Origin of the sequence: Hyphomonas sp. UBA4505 (assembly GCF_002388685.1) — a bacterium.
In the GTDB taxonomy this organism is placed as follows: domain Bacteria; phylum Pseudomonadota; class Alphaproteobacteria; order Caulobacterales; family Hyphomonadaceae; genus Hyphomonas.
In genome coordinates this window covers 135,843-157,170 of record NZ_DGMZ01000009.1, presented here as the reverse complement: position 1 = coordinate 157,170, position 21,328 = coordinate 135,843, and the positions used below count along the sequence as shown (strand labels likewise).

The following is a 21,328-nucleotide window of genomic DNA, read 5'->3' as shown; positions in this document are numbered from 1 at the left end:
TCTCATAAATTGACGGGCGACATATAAAGTGTCATTTGAAAGACTACTTAAACGTATAAGTGCTATTTTCGATAACACTTTATGTCGCATGTGACAGAATTGATCAGGGAGCGCCGCTTGAGACTGACCGCCTACACAAATTATGCGCTGCGCACGCTTATGTTTTGTGCGCTGCATCCCAGCCAACTGGTCCGTATGGAAGATGTGTCTGATGCTTACGGCATTTCGCGCGCGCATCTGCTGAAGGCGGCGCGCCAACTTGGTCAATTGGGTTATCTGGAAAATGTTCGTGGTCGCAGCGGCGGCGTTCGGCTCGGGCGCGCACCAGAAGACATTGTGATCGGCGAAGTGGTCCGCCACACCGAAGGCGACCTTGAACTGGTCGAATGCTTCAATCCCGAGAGCAATACCTGCCCCTTGATCGGGGTCTGCAAGCTCAGCGTGCTGTTTCGCGCCGGGCTTAAGGCCTTCTTTGCCGAACTCGACAAGGTCACGCTCGCCGATATGATCGCCGACGGCCCGGTCTTGATCGAGCGGTTGATGGCCAATCAGGCGACTCAGCAGGCGATGCAGTCCGCAGGGCATGATTAAGCGCCCTCAACTGACTTGCCTGCGGCCTGCCAGGCTTTGAATGATCCGATAAAGACGTCGATGTCGGTATAGCCGCAACGTAGAAGTGCGGAGGCTGCGACCGTCGCCCGCGCACCGCTGCCACACATGATTGTGGCAGGCCCAGACAGGTCAGGCTTATCGCACGCTGCCAACACATCGCCGACATAGAAATGGCTTGCGCCGGGGACGTGCCCCGCCTCGAACTCCTCAATCGAGCGCACGTCCAACAGGGTCCAGCCATCTGACGTTTTTGTCCGTTCAGCGACTGTGTCGAGATCTACGATCGGAACCGTTTTCAGCGGCGTGCCGGATGCCGCCATAGCGAGTGGGTTGAGAGTGGCGCCAATGACCTGATCAAACCCGATCCGGCCAAGATGATTGATTGCAATCGTCACATCCTCGGCCCTGTCGGCGATCAGGCCGATTGTCTCCGCCTCACCAATATACCAGCCTGCAAAGGCCGAAATCATGGATACAGGAAGCGCTTGCGCGCCCTCGACATGGCCGCCGAGAAAACCTGTGACAGACCGGATATCAATCAAATGATCCGGCTCACGGGCCCGCAGGTCTTTAAGGCTTAAAATGGGCGGTGAAAAACTGTTGTTTCTCGGCGCTGCGCCTTCGAGGTTCAATCGCTCGACAAAGCTGAAATAGGGCGGCTGATAGTGATGCTCGGCTGTTTTTGCGGCCACGAAAGCTTCGCGAGAGGCAAGCGATAGCCGGCGATTATTCCGTCGCTCATGACCAAGCGTAGAGAAGGCGCGCTCCGCAACACCCGAACCGCAAACCGATCCCGCGCCATGGGCGGGATAGACAATGACCTGGTCGCCAAGCGCGAGAAGCTTCTGAAGACTGTCCCAGAGCTTGCCCGCCATCTCTGCTTCGCGGTCCTGATAGAAGTCTGTTCGCCCGACGTCGCCGACAAATAGCGCGTCGCCTGTAAAGACGCCGACAGCGCCGTCCGGATAAGCCTCATCATAAATCGCGATCGATATGGAGTCGTCTGTATGTCCTGGCGTTTCCAACACCTCTAGGCGGAGGTTTCCAGCCGCTACATGAAAAGGTTCGGAAACGATGTCCGCATAAGCGATGTGTCCAGCTGGGTTTGGACCATGATAAACGCGCGCGCCTGTCAGTTTTGACAAGGTGGCTGCGCCCGAGATCAAATCCTCGTTGCGGTGGGTTTCAAAGATGTGCCGGATTTCCACGCTCTCGCGGCGCGCGATCTCAAGATAGATATCGACATCCCGGCGCGGATCAATCACAGCGGCAACGCCGCCATCGCAGATCAGATAGGAGAAATGGGCAAGACCTGTTGTTTCAATACGTTCCAGATACATAGTTCGTGTCTTTCATGTGCTTAGAGCGTCTCAAGCAATCCCTTGGCGCGGCGAACGTTCCACCACACAAAGAGCGCGATGAGCGGAATGCTGACAGCCTGGATCTGGCTAATCGGAATTCCGGTTTCAGGTAGCGCTTTCAGGGCTGTACCGACGAGGCCGACGAGATAATAGGTGATGGCGGCAACCGAGAGCCCTTCGACGGCCTGTGACAGGTGAACTTGTTGGCGGGCGCGTTTCTCCATCGAGCTCAAGAGCGCTTCGGCGTTTCGCTGCGCCACCTGATCGAGCTGTGTCCGGGCAAGCGCCAAAGCATCTGCCACAGTCTTGGCCACGCGTTCAGTTCTCGCTTCAAAGGCGCGTATGGAATTTATGCCGGGGCGAAGGCGGTGTTCGACAAACCCTTTCATGGTCTGGCGCTGGCCAACCGGCGTTTCATTAAGGCTTGCAAGGCGCGCGGCGACCAGATCGTCATAGGCGTAAGCCGCTGATATCCGGAACGCAGCGCTGGATTTGAAGCGCGCGACATCTTTCAAGGTTGCTGACAGATCCTCTACGGCACTCTGTAGATCGACCGCCTTGCTGGCGATGGTGTCGGTGGCCTCCATCGCTCGGCGCTCCAGGGTTTCAAGTTCGGGCGTCAACCGGCGAATGAGCGGCAATGCGAGCAAGGACGCCAGGCGATACGTCTCTAGGTCGAGCAGCCGTTTGACCAGGCGGCCCCTGGCAAATGCGTCTTCGAACGTCCCGGTGACGGCAAAGGTCACAAGGCCTGTGTCGTCGATCTGGAAGTCAGTGGACACAGTCACCCCATCAAAGAGCGCCTCGCCGCCGAACAAGCGCGCCCCGCCGAACAGGTTCTCGGGGTCTGCGGTCTCGGAGATGACGATCTTCGCGCCAGCGATCTGCGGCCCCGGGCAGGCTGCGATGAGATCCAGCGTCGCCGCGCCGGGTTCGGTCTCACCAAAGAACGTGATCGCTGCAAACTCGGTGTGACGTTCATACCGAATGACGCCATCACCACACTCAATTAGTTGGTGTCTCGCTGTTCGACTGAATGCCTCCGGCCAGATCCCGCATTGACCGGCGGGTGCATGCAGAACCCAGTGCCAAGCCTGCGCTTCGGGTTTCTCGATCGGCATCGGCGGACGCGCATGCGCCTCGTCCTGTATGGTGCGCCGATCTTCATGCTGTGGGTGAATTGCGGGCATCTGTCTCAGCTCACGGCTTCGAGACCGGCATAGCGAAGAGACGGGCAAGGATCCGTGCCAGGTTCGGTCGTCTGAACGTTATCTTCAAAGGCTGATGCTACGCAGTCTGCATCAAGGTCCATCATTGCGGCGTGCTGAGAAAGATAGATATGACCGGTCAGCTCTTCGATGAAATGTGTGCGTTTAAGACGATCGGTTACAGGCCCTTTCACCTCGGAAAGGTGAAGTGTGACCCCTGCATCTTTAAGGCGGTGATTGATGGCTTCCAGGCTTTCAAGACCGCTTGCATCAATATGATTTACAGCCGGGCACATCAGAACCAGGTGCTCCATGTCTGGCCGGTTTGAGAGCATGCAATAAACCGTGTCTTCTAGGAAACGCGCATTGGCGAAATAAAGACTCTCGTCAATGCGGACCGTCAGCACCTTGTCGGAGATTACGACAGCGTGACGATTTACATTGCGGAAATGGTAGGTGCCCGGAACCTGTCCAACCAGCGCGAAGTGCGGGCGGCTGGTATTGTAGAGGTGCAAGAGGAGCGACAGGACGACACCAGTTGTGACGCCGAGCTCCACGCCGAAACCGAGCGTGACGAAGATCGTGGCCGCCATCGCAGCAAAATCCGATTTAGAATATTTCCAAACCTTAATGACTTCTGGAATGTTTACCAGCGTCAGCACCGCAACAATGATGGTCGCAGCGAGTACCGCCTGTGGCAGATAGAAGAGAAATGGAGTCAGGAAGACCGTGGCCAGCGCAATGCCGACGGCTGTGAAGGCACCTGCGGCGGGCGTTTCCGCGCCCGCGTCGAAATTTACCGCTGAGCGGGCGAGACCACCCGTGACCGGATAACCTGAAGAGACGCCAGCAGAAACGCTCGCTGCACCCAAGCCAATTAGCTCTTGGTTCGGATCAATTCGCGTTCGGTTCTTCGCTGCGAGTGTCTGGCCAACGGAAACCGATTCCACAAAGCCGATCAGGCTAATCAGCGCTGCAGAGCCGAGAAGTTGTACCCAGATATCCGCATTGAACGTCGGGACGCCAATCTCGGGAAGGCTGGTAGGAACGTCGCCGAGTATTTTGACACCCTGTTTGTCCAGGCCCATGCCCGCGACCACAAGAATACCGACGACAACCGCAAAGACCGGACCTGCCCGCGCGATGATGGTTGCTGCTTTGTCGCCAAGGCCTATCGCCTTGAGTAGCGGTTTAAACTGTTTGCGCACCCAGAATAGAAAAATGAGCGAGGCGCCGCCAATATAGAGTGTGGGTAAGTTCGTTTCGGGGAGTTTTTCAAAGAGGGAGACGACAATCTCAAAGAGGTTATGCCCGCCTGCATCAATGCCAAGAATGTGCTTCATCTGAGACGCAGCGATGATGACCCCAGACGCTGTGATGAAGGCTGAGACCACGGGGTGACTGAGAAAGTTTGCAAGGAACCCCATGCGAAAAAGGCCCATGGCGAGCAGAATGAGGCCGGACAGGAGCGCGAGGATAAGTGCCGCCTGAATGTATTCTGCACTGCCCTGAGCTGCGATCTTGCCCGCCGCCGCCGCCGTCATCAGAGACAGGATTGCAACCGGGCCGACGGCGAGCTGTCTGGAAGATCCAAAGATCGCGTAGACGAGCAGCGGCAGGATCGAGGCGTAAAGCCCAATTTCAGGCGGCAGCCCCGCCAGCAGCGCATAGGCGAGCGATTGCGGGATCAGCATGATGGTCACGATCACTGCTGCGACCATGTCGTTGACAAAGGTATCGCCCCGGTATTTCGGGCCCCAGTCTAAAATTGGAAAGTATTTTACGAGTCGCATCGGTTCGCCGCCTGATGAAAGAAATTTGAAGAAAAGAAGAAGACCTGCGGCGGCTGGCTGAGTGGGAGGACGCGAGCGCGGGCAGGCCTTCTTCAGGTCAAGTCTACGCCGCTTTCGACGACGGATCCTTGAAGTCAACGGCTTGTTGAGCCTCATGCGAAGCCGGCCGATGCGGGAGGAGCTTGGGTTTGGCGAGGGTCTCAGAGCCGCGCAGCATCATGTCGAAATAGATGCTGGGCAGCATCTTCTCCTTCAGGAACCAGCCCGCTCGAGTCGCCTTGGTGCCGTTGAGCATCCATTGAGGCACTGTCGGATCGAGTTTCCCGCCGTAAGCGAATTCAGCAAGTACAATTTTGCCGCGCTCGACCGTCAATGGGCAGGAGCCATAACCGTTGTAAATCGCGTTTGGCGCCTTGCCGTCGAGAACACAAAGCACATTGTGCGCGGCAACTGGTGCCTGCTTGCGGACAGCCGCGGCGGTCTTGGCGTTCGGGGTCGAACCTGCATCGCCAAGACCGAACACATTTCCATACTGGGTGTGTTGCAGGGTCTCACCGCTGACATCGACCCATCCGGCCTCATTGGCCAGGGGGCTGTTCGCAACGAATTCGAGCGAGGTTTGGGGCGGACAGACATGCATCATGTCGAATTCGCGGGCCTGACGGGTTACATTTCCATCCGCGTCTTTAACGTCGAAAAAGGCGGTCTTCTTTTCGCCATCCACTGCAACGAGTGTTTCGCTGAAGCAAAGATCGATGCCGTATTTGTCGACATATTTCATTAGCGCTGGAACATACTCCTTTACGCCAAAGATGACGCCGCCGGCATTATGAAATTCGACGTCTATGTCTTTCAAAACGCCTTTGCGGCTCCAGGCATCGCAGGCGAGATACATGGCCTTTTGTGGCGCGCCGGCGCATTTGATTGGCATAGGTGGTTGGGTAAAGAGCGCTCGCCCACCCTTCATCGCCTGGACCAGTTCCCAAGTGTAGGGAGCCATGTCGAAGAGATAGTTCGATGTCACGCCGTTCTTGCCGAGGGTGTCTATAAGCCCCTCAACGCCGTCCCAGTTGAGCTTCAGACCTGGGGCCACGACAAGGGTCTTGTAGCCGATACGCTCGCCATCTTCGAGGATGACCTGATTGCGTTCCGGGTCAAACCCGGCGCAGGCGGAGCGGATCCACTGGACGCCCTTCGGCATTAGTTTGACCATGGGACGCTCTGTCTGTTCGCGTTTGAAGACGCCGCCGCCGACCAGGGTCCAGCCTGGCTGATAATAGTGCTCGGTGCGTGGCTCCACAATGGCAATATCCACACCCTTTCGGCGCTTGAGAATAGACGCGGCAGTTGAAATGCCAGCAGCGCCGCCGCCTATAATGACGACATCATGAGACTTTACCGGACCGATTTCGCCGTCAGCCGCCTTGTCGCGCGCATCCAGACGCGCCCGCAACCCGGACAAGTCATAGCCTGCGCCCGATGCAGTTTTGAGAATGGCATCGGTTGACAAATGACCTGCCTGAGAGAGGGCCCAGAGTGTCGCCGAGCGTGTACCAGTTCGACAATAAGCAAGCGCTGGCGCTGGCAGCTCATGCAGAGCTTTGTCGAAGGCCTCAACATCGGCGTCGGTGACCTTTCCAGACACGACCGGTACATAGCTCACCTCCATACCATGACGACGCGCCGCGCCCTCAATCTCCGTGCGATCGGGCTGGTCAGCAGACTCGCCATTCGGACGGTTAATGATCACAGATCTAAATCCCTGACTCGCGGCGATGCCGACGTCCTGAGCTGTTATTTGCGATGAGACCGACAGGTCTGGTGCAATCGTCTTGATATCCATGGGAATCCTCCTCCCTATTTTATGATTTGAGCCTACAGGGCGTTGATCGGCACCTTCATGTACCGAACGCCATTGTCCTCTGGCGGAGGCATGTCTCCGGCCCGCATATTGACCTGCACAGATGGCAGGATCAGTTTCGGCATGGCGAGTGTCGCATCACGCTCGGAACGCATCTTGATAAAGTCATCGCGCGAAATGCCATCCTTCACATGGATGTTGGAACGCTTCTGTTCGCCAATTGTGGTTTCCCAAACATACTCGTCGCGCCCTGGTGCCTTGTAGTCGTGGCAAAGGAACATTCGCGTCTCGTCAGGGAAGTCGAACAGCATCTGGATGGAGTCGTAGAGCGTACCAGCATCACCGCCAGGAAAGTCGCAACGTGCTGACCCAAAGTCTGGCATGAAGATCGTGTCGCCAACAAACATGGCGTCACCGATCAGGTGGGTCATGCAGGCGGGCGTATGCCCAGGTGTCGGCAGAGCGCGCGCCTCAATATTCCCGATACGGTACGACTCGCCGGGCTTGAAGAGGTGGTCGAACTGGCTGCCATCTGTGTGGAAGCTCTGGCCCTCATTGAAGATTTCACCGAAGATGCGCTGTACCACCGGGATTTTGTTACCAATCGCTGTCTTGCCGCCGAGCTGATCTCGAATGTACGGCGCTGCAGTGAGGTGGTCGGCATGAACATGGGTGTCAATAATCCACTCACATGTCAGGCCCTGGTCTTTGACAAAGGCAATCAATCTGTCAGCAGACGTCGTTTTTGTCCGCCCTGAAGCCTGGTCAAAGTCTAGCAGCGAGTCGATGACTGCGCACTTTTTCGTTTCAGGGTCGGTGACCACATAGCTGATTGTGAAGGTGGCTTCGTCGAAGAACCCGGTGACTTCTGGATAATGCATCTCTGGCTCCATAGTAGTGATTAAGTCCCGGTACGGGCGAACACGCCATAACCTCCGGGACGATTGGGTTTTGGTTTGGGGGAGGCGGTCGAACCCGCCGAATTTATTGCTGTTTTACCAAGCATGACGGCGCAGATCGCGTCGATCATGCTCCGAACACGCGGCGTGTCGCTCAATGTGTAAAAGACCAGCTTCGATTCTTTACGTGTCGTGACGAGCCCGGTGTCGCGCAGTTTTGAGAGCTCTCTCGATAGGCGCGGCTGTTTAATGCCAAGGGTCGTTTCAATATCGCCGACCGACATTTCCGTATCGCGTAACTGACAGCAAATGATGAGACGCTCAGGATGGGCGAGCGCTTTCAGAAGCTCAGTCGCTTCGTTTGCCAGGGGTGCAAGATCTTTTGATATTGGGGTCATTGGTTCGCCTCGGCATGGGTGAGATACCAAGCGCCGCCATTCATGGCCGACCGTTTGTCCGCTTCGGCTTGATCGAGCGGCGGCGGCAAGACCGCCTCATCGCCCGGCTTCCAGCCCTCAGGTGTTGCAAGATGACAGGCGTCGGAGGTCTGCAAGGCGTTCAGGACTCGCAGGAGCTCTTCAACCGAGCGTCCCACATTCATCGGGTAATGGATCAACGCCCGGACATACCCCTCCGGATCGATGAAGAAGACCGAGCGGACCGCCGCCGTTGTCGCTGAGCCTTCATGGATCATGCCGTAGATACGGCTGACGGCCATGGAAATGTCTTCGATAATCGGAAACGTAATCTTCGTGCCGAACCGTGCCTCGATATCTTTCACCCACGCGATGTGGGCGTAGAGACTATCAATGGATAGGCCAAGCAAGTCGCAGTTTAGCTCATCGAATTGCGGTTTCGCCTTTTGCAGTGCGACGAACTCGGACGTGCAGACCGGGGTGAAATCCGCGGGATGCGAGAAGAAGAGCAGCCACCGTCCGCGATAGTCAGACAGGCTGACTTCGCCTTGCGTGGTGCGCGCCGTAAAGTCTGGTGCGACATCGTCAATGCGCGCGGTGAGCGGCTGTGAGGACTGTGCGGTGTCGGTTTCGGTCATGATGAACATCTCTGGCTTGCCTGTTAATAAAATACAGTTTACAGATATGTCAATACAAGATTGTAAATCAATTAACAAAGGTATGACCCATGGAGAACTTCACCCCCATAAGCGCATCAATCGGTGGAGCCCTGATCGGGCTCTCAGCCGTCATGCTGATGGCGCTGAATGGCCGGATCGCAGGGATCAGCGGCGTCTTTTCGGGCTCGGTCTTTGCTGAACGCGGCGATAAATTCTGGCGCGTCCTGTTTGTCGTTGGTCTGATTGCGGCGCCGATTTTATGGACACTTGTGCAGGGCAGTCAGCCTAAATTTGAGATCACGGACAATTGGAGCCTGATCATAGCTGGCGGCCTTTTGGTCGGCTTCGGGACCCGCCTTGGCTCGGGCTGCACAAGCGGTCACGGTGTTTGCGGCCTGGCACGCCTATCACCCCGCTCAATGGCGTCTGTCGGTCTGTTCATGGCTGCTGGCATGATCACGGTTGCCGTCGCAAAAATCGTATTGGGAGGCTGATATGGGCCGCAATCTATCTGCATTGATCGCTGGCTTGGTCTTTGGCCTCGGACTGACTTTTTCGGAAATGGTCAACCCTGCCAAAGTGCTCGCATTTCTGGATATTCTTGGAAACTGGGATCCCTCGCTTGCATTTGTCATGGGCGCGGCATTGCTGGTCACCGCCATCGGTTATCGCATCGTCTGGCGCGCCGAACGGCCCCTCTTTGCGACGCAGTTCCAAGTGCCGGGCAATCGGTCAATCGATGCCCGTCTCGCCACTGGAGCCATACTTTTTGGTGCGGGATGGGGGCTCGTGGGCCTCTGCCCAGGGCCTGCAATATCAGCCTTGAGCTTTGGCGGCCCGCCAATCTTCATCTTCATGGCGTCCATGGCCGCAGGCATGGGCCTTTTTGAGCTGTTCAACCAAATCTCGAAAGAACGCACAGCGGCATAAGCCATTACTTGTGTGACCGAGTCACACTCCCTGGCGCCAATGGGATGCTAGGCGAGGACACGACATCACTTTTGAGGAGATAATCATGTCAGCCAATGTTGGAACTATTGATCGTATTTTGCGCCTGTTGATTGGCATCGCCGCCATCGCGCTGGTCTTTGTAGGACCTATCGCAGCGTCTGGCGGTTGGGGCTGGGAGCGGATCGCGCTCGTTGCTGTCGGCGCCATTATGGTCGGCACAAGCATGATCAAGTTTTGCCCGCTCTACCGCATCTTCGGGCTGCGAACCTGCAGCATGGACTAAGCGTCGATGCTTGATCTGATAAGGGAAGCAATGGCCGCAAACCAGGCCGATGCAGCGACTTATTCTCAAGGCGTTCGCATTTGGATGGCGGTCATGTCCATTGCATTCCTGAGCAGCGTAATCTTTGCGCCGTGGAAAGCTGGCGCGCGCTGGATCCTCGCCGCTACGCTCGTGAACATTCTTGGCCTAATCCTGATCAAGGCGTTTTTTCCCGCGTTTAGCCGAACAATGATCGGCACGAGCGTACATCTGATTTTCTGGACGCCCGTTTTATGGATGATCTGGAGGCCGAGCGCGGCGACACGGCGGATCTCTGATTTTGAGGGTCGTTCAGGTTTGATTTATCGCGTCTGGTTCTTAGCTGCGAGTGCCATTATGGCAACCTCGCTTGTCCTTGATGCAAGAACAGCCATTGGCTGGGCTTTATGAGCCTGGTGATTGAACATCTTTCAAAGCTCTTTTCGATGAGCTCAAACACGAAAGCTATCCAGGCTCTTGCATCCGCTGCGACGGTGTCTGCAGCGCCTGTCGGCGCAAAGCTGTTCGCGTCGGGAGATGTTTGCGAGAATTTTGTTATCGTCGCATCGGGTGAGGCCCGTGTGCAGCTCTCGACCAAAACCGGGCGGGACATGACGCTGTTTCGGCTTCTGCCGGGACAGTCATGCGCCCTGACAACCTCCTGTCTGTTGTCAGAGAGCCCTTATTATGCCGAAGGCGTTGCTGAGACCGACCTGGAACTGATCACGATTCCGTCCTCGGCCTTTCGAGAAGCCTTGCAAGCCTCTCCCGACATGATGCGCTTCCTTCTCTCAGATTATGCCGGCCGGATTGCGGAAATGACGGCGCTAGTCGATCGTCTCACATCCAGAGACTTGAGCGCGGAGCTGGCCGAGTTTCTTTTGATCCGCGCTGATCATTCAGACATGATCTCACTCTCTCACAAGTCCATTGCTGACGAGTTGGGGACCGCGCGGGAAGTCGTCAGTCGCAAGCTCAAGGATTGGGAAAAGCAGTCATGGGTTGAGCTGCATCGCGGCGTTTTGAAAGTTCTGAATCGCGAAGCCCTCGGCCGGCTCTCGCGATAGAGGCCATTTCGCTTTAGGAGGCGGTCGCAGAAACGATCCAGGCTGCCGCGGGCATGTAAACATGCCCGTCCTTTTGCAGATGAAGCTCGAGTGAGGTCTGCAAAGCCATCTCAACCTTGGCGAGGTCGACGCCCGCCTCTTTGACGAGGCGAGCGACGGGGCCGAGTTCCATCATGAACCCCGCCACCTCAGCGATCGAATTTCCAGGTAAGCGCAAATTGTCTTGCCATGGTGTAACCGCGATCCCGCGCCATCCAGCATCACGCAATATGGACGAGACATAGTCGCGATCAGCGAATGCAAACGGGCCCGGCGCGCCTGCAGGCGGCGGTGTTGGCGGCGCAGGTAGCAGGGGTATAGCAGCTTCGAGCGGCGCGCTCGCCCAGTCGTTAAGCGCCAATGACTGCCAGCAGGCAAAGACGATCCGACCCTCCGGCCGCACACTGATCCGAATATTCGCGAAAGCGGAGACCGGATCTTCGAAAAACATGACACCGAACCGGGAAATTACAGCGTCGATCGGATCCGGGGCGCGATACGCGCTTGCATCGGCGACCTCAAACTTTGCCGGCGCTCCCGATAAGGCAGCTCTTTGCGATGCGAGACCGACGAGCGGGCGTGAAACATCGACGCCGCGCACCCCGCGCATTTCACCAACTTGGCCTGCCGCCTTCAGCGAGAGGGCGCCCGCCCCGCATCCAATGTCGAGCACACTTTCCCCAGATTGCAATTGCGCCTGATCAAGCACCGCCTCGGCAAATGGCGCTAATAGCCCATCGAGCCTGTCCGCATGAGTGACCCATTTCTCGCCGCCTGGACCGTTCCAATAGTCAATCTGATCCTTGTTGCTCATCTGCCCGTCCTGATTAAAAGTGATATTCCCCATCACTCTTTTCGGCTTCGTCCGTATATGGCAAGCGCGAAATCGCTTCCTTGCCAATTTGGTCGCATCCCAATGCGGCGATCGTCCGTCTGTTGCGTCCTTCCGCCTCAATATCTCTCCCAGCAGACGGGTCTGGGCGGACGGTGCGTCTGCCAGAGCGCGGTCGCCGCGCAAGGGGGCGGGTCTTTTTCATCTTTGAACGTCTTTAGGTGTCCTACCTTCAGCAGCCCCTTGCGCAGCGCCCTTATGCGCTCTGGCTGAGCACCTTTTCGCCGCCCACCCCCGCCAGCCGGGGAAAGAATGCGAGCGGCGGAAGGAGACTGACATGACTGACCAACACGCGAGCATTGCACCCCTTGTAGCAACCCTAGCTTCCACGACTTTGGACACGCCCCGTATCTATGTGGCTTGCCTAGCCGCTTACAATAATGGCCGCCTGCATGGGCGCTGGATTGACGCCACCGACCCGCACAAAGTGTGGGAGCAGGTGAACGCTATGCTTGCCGCATCGCCGGAGCCGGACGCTGAAGAATGGGCGATCCACGATTATGACAATTTCTACGGCTGCAATATTTCTGAATATGCGGGCTTTGACACGGTGTGCGAGCTTGCCGCTTTCCTTGAAGAGCATGGTGAGCTCGGCGCGAAACTCTACGAGTGCTTTGCCTGTGATCTCGACCAAGCGCGCGCAGCCTTTGACGATTATGCTGGCGAATATAAAAGCGCGGCGGATTTTGCCGAGAGCCTGCACGATGACATCGGCACCGAGATTCCAGACAGCTTGCAATACTATATCGATTGGCAGGCGCTTGCCCGCGACATGGCCCTAAATGGCGAGATCATGGTGTTCCAGACGGGCTTCGATGAAGTCCACGTGTTCTGGAGCCGATAGTCATGGCCTTCACGGAACGCTTCCAATCCTTCGTGTGTGAGGGTGATAGCATCTCTTGCGAGGTCGCAGGCTTAGAGATCATTGCGCGGATTGTGCGCGATGATTGCCCCGACGCGCCCGACGAGAGGCAGGATGGATTCTGGCCTTCGCTCTACAAGGACGCGCCGGGATTCATTGGGGCCGGTAATCACTGGCGCGAGCGGTTTGCGCAGGCGCAGGCCAAGGCCGAAGCGGTCATGGAAGCATGGCGTAAGGATGAATGGTTCTATTGCGGGATTGTTCTATCCGTCGCGCTTGAGGGCGTTGAACTTGAGAACCATGCCGCGAGCCTTTGGGGCATTGAGGCCAACTATCCCGATAGCGATAATGCCTATCTGACCGATGTCGCCAACGAGCTTTTGCCCGAAGCTCTGGACGCAGGCCGCGCAGTGCTCTCAAGGCTTGCAGGCCGCGCCGCAACCCTTGGCGATGGGACTTTCCCATGAGCTGTATCTTCGACCAGCTTGGACCGCGCCCGCGCATGACCTTGGTCATTTGCCAGCAGCAAGTGGCAGAGATTTGGGTCGAGGGCCGCGCCCCGATCATTTCCATCCGCGACTATGATTGGGGCGAAACCGACCCCCATCCGTCGCGCGACGCAGATGGCTTTCCCTTCACCAAAATCAACTGGAGAGACCCGGCTTGGAAGCTGGGCCTCTCCCTCTACCCGCCAGAACAGGAGACCGACATGGCACAACCCACCCTTAAACACATTCCACTCAATGAGCTTCGCATCAGCAAGTTAAACATGCGGCACGGACGCAAAAAGCCGGACGTGTCCGACATTCTACCGTCCATAAAAGCAGGCGGCATTCGCCAGACTTTGCTGGTGCGCCGTGAGGGCAAGCATTATGGCGTCATTGCCGGACGCCGCCGCTTCTTTGCTTTGCAAGCCATTGCCAAAGAGACAGGCGAGACGCCCTTAGTGCCTTGCGCCATCATGTCAGAAAAGGACGCGGCCAGTGCGATTGAAGCTTCTGTCATTGAGAATGTGGGCAGACTGCCCGCGACCGAGATGGAGCAATATACCGCTTTCAAACGCCTGCACGAGGAAGGCCGCGCTGTGGATGATATTGCCGCCTATTTTGGTGTGACAGAATTGCTGGTGCGGCGGGTTCTCGCGCTCGCTTCGCTTAGCGCTCCAATCTGTAAACTTTACGCGGAAGAGGAGATAGACCGCGAGACCATACGCGCCCTAACACTCTCGAGTGAGGCGCAACAGGCTGAATGGTTGCGTCTGTTCGAGAGCGAGGAAGAGCGCGCCCCAATGGGCCGAAATTGCAAAGCATGGGTGACGGGTGGCACGACGATTACGACTGATAAGGCCCTGTTCGATCTGTCAGATTATGAGGGGCAAATCACCGCTGACCTGTTCGGTGAGCATGGCGTGTTCGCTGATGCAGACCAGTTCTGGCAGGCGCAATCCAAAGCCATTGCTGCAAGGGTGGAGGCCTATCTCGCTGATGGCTGGCGCGATGTGTCCTGCCTTGAACGCGGGCAGTATTTTTACAAATGGGACCACGCCCAGCGCTCAAAAGAGGATGGCGGCAAGGTCTATATTGAAATTCGTCATGACGGGACTGTGACCTGTCATGAAGGCTATGTCAGCCAAGCCGAAGCCAGAAGACTCGACCGCGCAGCCAATGGTGAGAGCGATACAGAACCTACTCAAATCAAACCAGAAATGTCCGGTCCGATGGCGGATTATATCGGCCTGCACCGCCATGGCGCGGCCCGTTCCAGTCTGCTGAAACAGCCAGCCATCGCGCTGCGCCTGATGGTGGCCCATGCGATGACAGGTTCTGCCCTCTGGGACGTGCGACCGCACGAGGCCCGCAGCCGCAAAGAGGACACGCTAGCCAGTGTTGAAGGGGCGAAGGCGACCGCTGAAACGGACATAGCCCGCGAGCAGGTGAGTGAATTATTCTCTGCCTTGAACGTCAATGGTAGTGCCCGCCGTAATGGTGATGCCTATCGCTTGTGCGAAGTCTTTGCGGCCTTGCTCGCCATGTCAGATGACGAGGTGATGCAAGTGCTCGCCTTTACTATGGCTGACACTTTGGAAGCAGGCGGGGCGATTGTTGAGGCAGTAGCCCATGTCTGCGAGACGGATATGGCCAGATATTGGAAGCCAGAACCTGCCTTCTTCGACCTTCTGCGTGATAAGCGGGCGATCAATGCGATGGTTGCGGATATTGGGACGACGTCGCTGGCGGAAAGCTGCGCCACCGACACCGCAAAAGCCCAGAAGATGATTATCGGAAACCGGATTATTGGGGAGGGGTGTGAGCCTAATCCCGACTGGCGACCCAGCTGGATGCAGGTGCCACCGACGCGCCTTGTCGAGGGCGCAGCCTGTGCGCCTGTTGATGCGTGGGAACGGATCAAGGGCCTGTTTGAAGCGAGCCAGACAGTATGTGATTCCGATGTAGAGAACTTTGAACAACTGAACGCCGCCTGACGATTTAGTCTCCCGTCAGTGCGGAAAATGGAGGTCGTTCGGTGCTGGTCATCGGGCGGCTTTCGCTTTCTTGAGTGGTTGGTTGGCAGGTTAGGTTCTAGGGAGAACGGCGTGAAAAATCGCCCGTCTTTAGGTCTGCTTTGTGTCCGTATGCTCCGCCAGTGGCAGTCCTTTTCTGATGTCTCCTTGTCAGAGGAAGACCTCCTGTTCCCGTCTCTTGCCGTATGACCTGGACGCGGCCAGCCTGCCTTGAAACCGGCCATTCAAGAAAACTTCCCCGCCGCTTTGCGGCTCCTCGCGAAACAAGTTTTCTTGCCTAACCGGTGCTTCACTGCGTTGCGCCCGCAAGCGGTTCGAGGCCGTCCGGCCCCGTCCTGACGGTCCGGCGTCGACGGGGACAAGAGGTCCTCCAAGACAGCCAAGGAAACGAAAAGGAGAACACCATGGCCAATGCACTCGGATATGTCAGCGAAACCAAAACAGGCTTCGAAGGCGCCCTCGCAATGATGAACCTCTCGGCTGCCATCCGTATCGAAAAGAACGGTGAGAAAGCAGAGGACGGACAACCGGACTATCGCATCTATGCCGGCGAAACTTCGACGGAAATCGGCGGCGGCTGGATGCGCAAAGCCAAAGCTTCAGGACGTGAATATGTCTCGATCACGCTTGCAGACCCACAAATCGGACCGCGCAAGATTTACGCGAACCTCGCCCCCGTGAAAGGCAAGAAAGGCCGCCACGTGATCCTCTGGAACCCGCGGGACTAGGGGCACACCCATCGAAAAATCAGCCGCTCCGGAGATGATCTTCGGGGCGGTTTTTGCGTTTAAAACCAATGGTTAATCTATAGGGAGAAAATGAAGAGGTTTCATTTTCTCCCTTTGATCCTGTGCAGTTGGGCGCTTTCCTTTGCAGCGAGCAACACGCTCAAAACAAAGGAGATAACCATGACTGATACATCCATGAAACCACCTTCAGATGAGGATGAGCACACGCTCCTGACGACAGAGGAAGCTGCTACTTTTTTGCGCGTGACCAGATCAACGCTCGACCATTATCGCTGTGTTGGACGCGGACCGATTTACCGCAAACATGGCGTGCGTGTTTTCTATACGCGGGCGAGCTTGATCCGTTGGTCACAGCGCCATGCCTACTCTTCAACATCGAACCGCGTCCGTCCAAAATCATGAAGCGAGGCTGGTTATTGATTGGCGGCGCGGTGTCCCTGGCGTGTCTTTCAGTCTTCGTCTGGAAACCGCAGGAGAGGCTGATCTGGAACCGAACTGCAAGTGCGCCAGTCGGGATTTACTGGCTGAGCGACGCCCCATTCACCCCCGGCAGATGGGTCGTCGTCTCAGCCAGAAGTGATGCTGCGCAGTGGGCACAAGCCTATGGCTTTGTTGGCCGGGACTGGCCAATGATCAAGCAGGTTTCTGGTGTGGTGGGTGACGAAATCTGCCGTCACGGGACACAGATCTCGATTAACGGAACGCTTGTGGCCGAGGCACTAGCGCAGGATACTTTAGACCGATCCCTGCCTATCTGGCAGGGCTGCCACACGCTAAAAGATAGCGAAGTTTTCTTGCTCAATCCGCACTCAAGATCGCTAGATGGGCGATATTTCGGTGTGACCAAAACAAGCGATTTAGACGGCGTAGCGACCCTTCTCCTAGAAGGATCTGACCGATGATGCTCTCAAGCGCAGCCAAAGCAATGCAAGCGGATGCAGGGCGGTGGAAAGCGGACCCGGTAGGGCAAGATAAAACACTTGGCGCCATGCAGCGTCCAAGTCATTGTCTGCACATCGTTTTTTCGGCGCCTGTTGCACCAAGTCGAGGCGCCCGTGAAATCGTGCAATCGCCTGTAAACACGGGCGGTTGGGATGGCGCCAAGCACTTTCGCCATCGTTTTTGCAATGGATGATGATTTTTCCCCCCGGCTGGGCCGGATCCGGGATCGCGGGGCGGCAGGAAGCAAACGGCTTTCAAAGCAAGTCCGAGCGGCGGCAAGGCGACTAAGCAGAGGGCGCGGAAAGTCCGGTTTCACAGGGCGTCAAAACGGACGTGGTGCGGCAGCTGCGAGACAGCTCGATTTCGCATCGCGAAGATGGCAAACGTTTCGGGCGCGGCGCGTGAGCGTGAAGACACATATTGCGCGGGCCGGGAGAGGCGGCGGGATCGGAACGTTCCGCGCCCACTTACACTATATCCAACGCGACGGTGTTGAACGCGGCGGGCAAGGCGGAGACCTCTATACCAGAGAGGGCGAGACACCTGAACCGAAAGGGTTCTTGGAACGGAGCGAACATGATCGCCACCAGTTCCGTATCATTGTTTCCCCTGAAGACGGTCAGGCCCTCGGCGACCTGAGAGAGACCACGCGGGCTCTTATGGATCGCATGGAACATGATCTTGGCACCCGTCTCGACTGGGTCGCGGTCGATCACCATAATACTGGTCATCCCCACACCCATATCATTGTGCGCGGTTCGGATCAGCGCGGGGCTGATCTCGTCATTGCACCGGAATATGTAAAATCCGGCATGCGCCGCCGAGCTGCACAGATCGTCACTGAGACACTGGGTCCAAGGCGGGATATCGAAATTGCGCGCGCTCGCCATGCCGAAGTTCATCGTGACCGATTCACAGATATTGATCGGTCTTTGCTGAAGGACATGTCGAGCGGTGAAATCCGTTTCGGCAGGGATGTAACGACACCAGCGGATCGGTTTGACCGCTCGCTGAGACGACAACGCCTCGCACATCTCGAAGAGTTGGGTCTTGCCCATAAGATAGAGAGCGGACGCTGGCAGATGAGCGAGGGCTGGAACGAACAGCTTTCAGAACTCGGACGTCGCAACGATGTGATCGCGACGCTGGCGGCAAAATTTGGCCGCCAGGATGGTCATGAGAGACTGCAAAAGTTCGACCCTGCCAGGGCGTCGAAAGGCAAACTAATGGGCACGGTCATGACGGGGCTGCCGGATGATGAACTCAAGGGAACGCGGTCCCTTGTAATAGAAGACTTTGAGGGTAGGCGTTGGCTTGTGAACGCTGGCGCAATGGAGCCCGGGACGACACCCCCAGAAAGCGCGATTGTTGAAGTGGGATCTCGCACGGCGCAGATTCGCACTTCTGATCGGACGATTGCTCAAATCGCAGAGCAGACCGGTGGCTATTATTCAGCCGACCTGCATCGCGAAGCAGACCCATCTTCAACGACGGCCTATCGAACGGCTCATCTCCGGAGATTGGAAGCCCTTAGACGAGCGGGGCTCGCCGAACGCATTGGCGATGGTACTTGGCAAATACCGGAAGACTATCTGCGCAAGGCGGCAATATTTGAGCAGTCGCGATCTGGCGTCCATGTTCAGGTGCGCTCCTGGATCGCGTTGAACGACCAAATCGAGAGACATGGATTGACCTGGCTGGACGAGCATGGTGGTGAGATCGTCGGCGGAAGGGTAGAAGCTGCAAAGCAGGCACGCCTGAAATGGCTGCGCGAACAGGGGCTCCTACGCGGCGACGAGGTGGATCTTACGTCAGCTGCGCGAGCTGAGCTTGCAAAGCTTGAGAAAAAGCGGGCAGAGGTGCGCCTTGCGTCCCAGACAGGTCGGCAGGCTGTTCACCTTGGAACAGGGGAAACGTTCGACGGGCGCTTTGAAGGCGCGGTTGATCTGGGCAATCGCCGACTTGCCCTTATCGGTAATGCGAAAGCGTTCGCGCTTGTGCCTTGGCGTCCAGAAATAGAACGACACCGTGGGCGCGAGATGATTGCACGGCGGACAGCGAAAGGGGTCTCATGGACGATTGGTGTTGGCCGGGCCAAGGTATTGTCGAGATAACGATCTCGAGTTGAGTTGGACAGACTTGCATATGTCTGCCTGCAATAGCCTCGCCGCAAACTAGGCGGTCAAATATACTTGGGCCAGCATGTTCCCCGTGTTGCTGTTACGCGAGGAGTTAGATATGCGCCCTGGAAAAATCCTGCTTGGACAGGTCCTGATTGTCTTTTTATTGATCGTTCTAACCATTTGGGGCGCAACCCAATGGACAGCGCATATGTTCGGCTATCAGCCTGCGCTCGGACGGCCGTGGTTCTTTGTCAGTGAGATCGCGGTTTACAAACCCTGGCGGCTATTCCAGTGGTGGTATGCCTATGAGGCTTACGCACCGGATGTTTTTGCGCGGGCGGGATTGATCGCTTCCAGTGGTGGGCTGCTCGGCATATTTGCAGCAGTCATTGGTTCGGTTGTTCGAAGCCAGGATGCTGCCAATGTCACCACCTATGGCTCAGCGCGCTGGGCGAAGGCCTCAGATTTGAAACGCCACGGGCTTATGGATAGGGACGGCGTCTTCCTCGGAAAATGGAACTCGGACTATCTGCGCCATAACGGACCTGAACACGTTATGGCCTTTGCGCCCACCCGTTCGGGCAAGGGCGTCGGTCTCGTGGTGCCAACGCTCCTCTCTTGGACCGGAAGTGCTGTCATCCATGACATTAAGGGTGAGAACTGGGACCTGACATCGGGCTGGCGGTCACGCTTTTCGACCTGCCTTCGGTTTGATCCGACCGATACGCGTTCTCCGAAATACAATCCGCTGCTTGAAGTCCGACGCGGGCTTCAGGAGGTTCGCGACGTCCAGAATATCGCGGACATACTGGTCGATCCTGAAGGCTCGCTGGAGCGGCGCAATCATTGGGAGAAGACCGCGCATGCTTTGCTCGTCGGTGTCATGCTGCATGTGCTTTATGCGGAAGATGAAAAGACGCTCGCCGGTTGTGGGCAGTTTCTGTCTGATCCTTCGCGCAGCTTTACAGCCACGCTCACGCGAATGATGCGCACGCAGCATCTAGGTGGCGATCAGGTCCATCCCGTGGTCGCGCAGGCCGCCCGCGAACTTCTCAACAAGTCGGAAAATGAACGCTCGGGTGTTCTCTCAACCGCGCTGAGCTTTCTGTCGCTTTACCGTGACCCCGTGATTGCGGATATCACATCTGCTAGCGACTGGCGGCTCGCAGATCTCACCGATGATGATAAGCCAGTCTCGCTCTATCTCGCCTGTCCGCCCTCCGATATGTCGCGCACGAAGCCTCTGATGCGGCTTATCCTGAATCAGATCGGGCGTAGGCTGACCGAAGAATTGCCAAAGCCAGGTCGGCGCAAGCTCTTGATGATGCTGGACGAGTTCCCGGCACTGGGGCGGCTGGACTTCTTCGAGACAGCGCTGGCCTTCATGGCAGGATATGGCGTGCGCGCCTTTCTGATCGCTCAGTCGCTCAATCAAATTGAGAAAGCCTACGGCCCAAACCATTCAATCCTCGACAATTGTCATGTGCGGGTCGCCTTTGCCACCAATGACGAACGAACCGCCAAACGGATATCTGACGCTCTTGGCGCGAAGACCGAACTTCGCGCGCAGAAGAACTATACCGGTCACCGGCTCGCGCCTTGGCTATCGCACATGATGGTGTCCAGGCAGGAAACCCAGCGACCGCTTCTGACACCCGGAGAAGTCATGCAACTTCCTGCCAGCGATGAGATCGTTATGGTCTCCGGCGCGCCGCCTGTGCGCGCGACGAAGCTGCGATACTACAAGGACCGGAATTTCACGCAGCGCGTGCTCCCGCCTTCTTCGGTGGCGGTCTCGGCCAGCAAACGCCCAGACGATTGGTCAGGTCTTGCGATCGGCGCTGATACCGATCCGGAGAAACCGGACGGGTCGGGGAGCTCAGGCGCGGGCAGTCTGGAGATCGCACCAGAGCTTGCCGCTCAGCCGGAGACAACCCCGCCTGTGCCTGAGCCGGACGTCCTCATCGCCGAGGACGAGACGCTTGATGTGGCTGAGGCCCAACACCTTGAAACGATACGCCGGGCCGCAACGCTTGATCTTACTAACCCTGACACGCTTCCGGACTTCTAGC

General features: G+C 57.0%; 22 protein-coding genes. 14 read left to right on the top strand and 8 right to left on the bottom strand.

The window, feature by feature from the left end:
* Positions 1–117 precede the first annotated feature (117 nt).
* The gene (locus tag B3527_RS05965; protein WP_290479276.1) at positions 118–591 is read left to right on the top strand and encodes an RrF2 family transcriptional regulator; all 474 of its coding nucleotides are present in this window, start codon (positions 118–120) and stop codon (positions 589–591) included.
* On the opposite strand, the gene B3527_RS05960 is transcribed toward B3527_RS05965, so the two are convergent.
* The 7 genes from B3527_RS05960 to B3527_RS05930 form a co-directional block, all read right to left on the bottom strand.
* Positions 588–1,952, bottom strand: a complete 1,365-nt coding sequence (locus B3527_RS05960) for an MBL fold metallo-hydrolase (protein WP_290479277.1) — start codon at positions 1,950–1,952, stop codon at positions 588–590. The two genes, B3527_RS05965 and B3527_RS05960, sit on opposite strands and share 4 nt — an antisense overlap.
* Before the next feature lie 20 nt (positions 1,953–1,972).
* Positions 1,973–3,163, bottom strand: coding sequence for a DUF3422 domain-containing protein (locus tag B3527_RS05955; RefSeq protein WP_290479278.1), 1,191 nt, complete (start codon positions 3,161–3,163; stop codon positions 1,973–1,975).
* Positions 3,164–3,168: 5 nt separating this feature from the next.
* A complete protein-coding gene (locus tag B3527_RS05950; RefSeq protein WP_290479279.1) occupies positions 3,169–4,974 on the bottom strand; it encodes a SulP family inorganic anion transporter in 1,806 nt (601 codons plus the stop codon).
* A gap of 103 nt (positions 4,975–5,077) precedes the next feature.
* Positions 5,078–6,817, bottom strand: a complete 1,740-nt coding sequence (locus B3527_RS05945; RefSeq protein ID WP_290479280.1) for a bifunctional protein tyrosine phosphatase family protein/NAD(P)/FAD-dependent oxidoreductase — start codon at positions 6,815–6,817, stop codon at positions 5,078–5,080.
* A 32-nt stretch (positions 6,818–6,849) separates the two neighbouring features.
* Positions 6,850–7,716 carry an MBL fold metallo-hydrolase gene (locus tag B3527_RS05940; protein WP_290479281.1) on the bottom strand — a complete coding sequence of 289 codons (867 nt, stop codon included), beginning with the start codon at positions 7,714–7,716 and terminating at the stop codon, positions 6,850–6,852.
* 20 nt (positions 7,717–7,736) lie between these two features.
* Positions 7,737–8,132 carry an ArsR/SmtB family transcription factor gene (locus B3527_RS05935; RefSeq protein WP_290479282.1) on the bottom strand — a complete coding sequence of 132 codons (396 nt, stop codon included), beginning with the start codon at positions 8,130–8,132 and terminating at the stop codon, positions 7,737–7,739.
* Positions 8,129–8,788 (bottom strand): peroxiredoxin, encoded by a 660-nt coding sequence (locus B3527_RS05930; protein ID WP_290479283.1) that lies wholly within the window; start codon positions 8,786–8,788, stop codon positions 8,129–8,131. Before B3527_RS05930 ends, B3527_RS05935 begins: the two co-directional genes overlap by 4 nt.
* Positions 8,789–8,877: 89 nt before the next feature.
* Between B3527_RS05930 and B3527_RS05925 the strand changes: the two genes are divergently transcribed.
* The 5 genes from B3527_RS05925 to B3527_RS05905 all read left to right on the top strand — a co-directional run bounded on the left by B3527_RS05925 (position 8,878) and on the right by B3527_RS05905 (position 11,128).
* A complete protein-coding gene (locus tag B3527_RS05925) occupies positions 8,878–9,303 on the top strand; it encodes a YeeE/YedE family protein (RefSeq protein WP_290479284.1) in 426 nt (141 codons plus the stop codon).
* Position 9,304: 1 nt separating this feature from the next.
* A complete protein-coding gene (locus tag B3527_RS05920) occupies positions 9,305–9,739 on the top strand; it encodes a DUF6691 family protein (RefSeq protein ID WP_290479285.1) in 435 nt (144 codons plus the stop codon).
* A gap of 85 nt (positions 9,740–9,824) precedes the next feature.
* The gene (locus tag B3527_RS05915) at positions 9,825–10,043 is read left to right on the top strand and encodes a YgaP family membrane protein (RefSeq protein ID WP_290479286.1); all 219 of its coding nucleotides are present in this window, start codon (positions 9,825–9,827) and stop codon (positions 10,041–10,043) included.
* A gap of 93 nt (positions 10,044–10,136) precedes the next feature.
* On the top strand, positions 10,137–10,472 hold the full coding sequence (locus tag B3527_RS05910; protein ID WP_290479287.1) for a hypothetical protein: 336 nt from the start codon (positions 10,137–10,139) through the stop codon (positions 10,470–10,472).
* The gene (locus B3527_RS05905) at positions 10,469–11,128 is read left to right on the top strand and encodes a Crp/Fnr family transcriptional regulator (RefSeq protein ID WP_290481984.1); all 660 of its coding nucleotides are present in this window, start codon (positions 10,469–10,471) and stop codon (positions 11,126–11,128) included. Before B3527_RS05910 ends, B3527_RS05905 begins: the two co-directional genes overlap by 4 nt.
* Before the next feature lie 13 nt (positions 11,129–11,141).
* On the opposite strand, the gene B3527_RS05900 is transcribed toward B3527_RS05905, so the two are convergent.
* The gene (locus B3527_RS05900; RefSeq protein WP_290479289.1) at positions 11,142–11,981 is read right to left on the bottom strand and encodes a class I SAM-dependent methyltransferase; all 840 of its coding nucleotides are present in this window, start codon (positions 11,979–11,981) and stop codon (positions 11,142–11,144) included.
* A gap of 355 nt (positions 11,982–12,336) precedes the next feature.
* On the opposite strand from B3527_RS05900, the gene B3527_RS05895 reads away from it, so the two are divergent.
* The 8 genes from B3527_RS05895 (at position 12,337) to B3527_RS05865 (ending at position 21,327) form a co-directional block, all read left to right on the top strand.
* Complete coding sequence (locus tag B3527_RS05895) at positions 12,337–12,903, top strand: antirestriction protein ArdA (RefSeq protein WP_290479290.1); 567 nt, start codon at positions 12,337–12,339, stop codon at positions 12,901–12,903.
* A 2-nt stretch (positions 12,904–12,905) separates the two neighbouring features.
* A complete protein-coding gene (locus tag B3527_RS05890; protein ID WP_290479291.1) occupies positions 12,906–13,388 on the top strand; it encodes a hypothetical protein in 483 nt (160 codons plus the stop codon).
* Positions 13,385–15,403 (top strand): ParB/RepB/Spo0J family partition protein, encoded by a 2,019-nt coding sequence (locus tag B3527_RS05885; protein ID WP_290479292.1) that lies wholly within the window; start codon positions 13,385–13,387, stop codon positions 15,401–15,403. The genes B3527_RS05890 and B3527_RS05885 overlap by 4 nt, the downstream gene beginning before the upstream one ends.
* Before the next feature lie 443 nt (positions 15,404–15,846).
* Entirely contained in the window at positions 15,847–16,170 is a 324-nt protein-coding gene (locus tag B3527_RS05880) for a DUF736 domain-containing protein (protein ID WP_290479293.1), read from the top strand.
* 180 nt (positions 16,171–16,350) lie between these two features.
* Positions 16,351–16,593 (top strand): helix-turn-helix domain-containing protein, encoded by a 243-nt coding sequence (locus B3527_RS05875; RefSeq protein ID WP_290479294.1) that lies wholly within the window; start codon positions 16,351–16,353, stop codon positions 16,591–16,593.
* Positions 16,590–17,093 carry a S26 family signal peptidase gene (locus tag B3527_RS16900; protein WP_290943138.1) on the top strand — a complete coding sequence of 168 codons (504 nt, stop codon included), beginning with the start codon at positions 16,590–16,592 and terminating at the stop codon, positions 17,091–17,093. Before B3527_RS05875 ends, B3527_RS16900 begins: the two co-directional genes overlap by 4 nt.
* A 441-nt stretch (positions 17,094–17,534) precedes the next feature.
* On the top strand, positions 17,535–19,247 hold the full coding sequence (locus tag B3527_RS05870) for a DUF3363 domain-containing protein (RefSeq protein ID WP_290481985.1): 1,713 nt from the start codon (positions 17,535–17,537) through the stop codon (positions 19,245–19,247).
* A 124-nt stretch (positions 19,248–19,371) separates the two neighbouring features.
* Positions 19,372–21,327, top strand: a complete 1,956-nt coding sequence (locus B3527_RS05865; RefSeq protein ID WP_290479296.1) for a conjugal transfer protein TraG — start codon at positions 19,372–19,374, stop codon at positions 21,325–21,327.
* The last annotated feature ends 1 nt before the right edge of the window (position 21,328 follow it).

Coding starts and splice junctions, on each gene's coding strand:
- B3527_RS05960 (WP_290479277.1), bottom strand. CDS start 1,952: ATGTATCTGGAACGTATTGAAACAACAGGTCTTGCCCATTTCTCCTAT.
- B3527_RS05955 (WP_290479278.1), bottom strand. CDS start 3,163: ATGCCCGCAATTCACCCACAGCATGAAGATCGGCGCACCATACAGGAC.
- B3527_RS05950 (WP_290479279.1), bottom strand. CDS start 4,974: ATGCGACTCGTAAAATACTTTCCAATTTTAGACTGGGGCCCGAAATAC.
- B3527_RS05945 (WP_290479280.1), bottom strand. CDS start 6,817: ATGGATATCAAGACGATTGCACCAGACCTGTCGGTCTCATCGCAAATA.
- B3527_RS05940 (WP_290479281.1), bottom strand. CDS start 7,716: ATGCATTATCCAGAAGTCACCGGGTTCTTCGACGAAGCCACCTTCACA.
- B3527_RS05935 (WP_290479282.1), bottom strand. CDS start 8,132: ATGACCCCAATATCAAAAGATCTTGCACCCCTGGCAAACGAAGCGACT.
- B3527_RS05930 (WP_290479283.1), bottom strand. CDS start 8,788: ATGACCGAAACCGACACCGCACAGTCCTCACAGCCGCTCACCGCGCGC.
- B3527_RS05925 (WP_290479284.1), top strand. CDS start 8,878: ATGGAGAACTTCACCCCCATAAGCGCATCAATCGGTGGAGCCCTGATC.
- B3527_RS05920 (WP_290479285.1), top strand. CDS start 9,305: ATGGGCCGCAATCTATCTGCATTGATCGCTGGCTTGGTCTTTGGCCTC.
- B3527_RS05915 (WP_290479286.1), top strand. CDS start 9,825: ATGTCAGCCAATGTTGGAACTATTGATCGTATTTTGCGCCTGTTGATT.
- B3527_RS05910 (WP_290479287.1), top strand. CDS start 10,137: ATGTCCATTGCATTCCTGAGCAGCGTAATCTTTGCGCCGTGGAAAGCT.
- B3527_RS05905 (WP_290481984.1), top strand. CDS start 10,469: ATGAGCCTGGTGATTGAACATCTTTCAAAGCTCTTTTCGATGAGCTCA.
- B3527_RS05900 (WP_290479289.1), bottom strand. CDS start 11,981: ATGAGCAACAAGGATCAGATTGACTATTGGAACGGTCCAGGCGGCGAG.
- B3527_RS05895 (WP_290479290.1), top strand. CDS start 12,337: ATGACTGACCAACACGCGAGCATTGCACCCCTTGTAGCAACCCTAGCT.
- B3527_RS05890 (WP_290479291.1), top strand. CDS start 12,906: ATGGCCTTCACGGAACGCTTCCAATCCTTCGTGTGTGAGGGTGATAGC.
- B3527_RS05885 (WP_290479292.1), top strand. CDS start 13,385: ATGAGCTGTATCTTCGACCAGCTTGGACCGCGCCCGCGCATGACCTTG.
- B3527_RS05880 (WP_290479293.1), top strand. CDS start 15,847: ATGGCCAATGCACTCGGATATGTCAGCGAAACCAAAACAGGCTTCGAA.
- B3527_RS05875 (WP_290479294.1), top strand. CDS start 16,351: ATGACTGATACATCCATGAAACCACCTTCAGATGAGGATGAGCACACG.
- B3527_RS16900 (WP_290943138.1), top strand. CDS start 16,590: ATGAAGCGAGGCTGGTTATTGATTGGCGGCGCGGTGTCCCTGGCGTGT.
- B3527_RS05865 (WP_290479296.1), top strand. CDS start 19,372: ATGCGCCCTGGAAAAATCCTGCTTGGACAGGTCCTGATTGTCTTTTTA.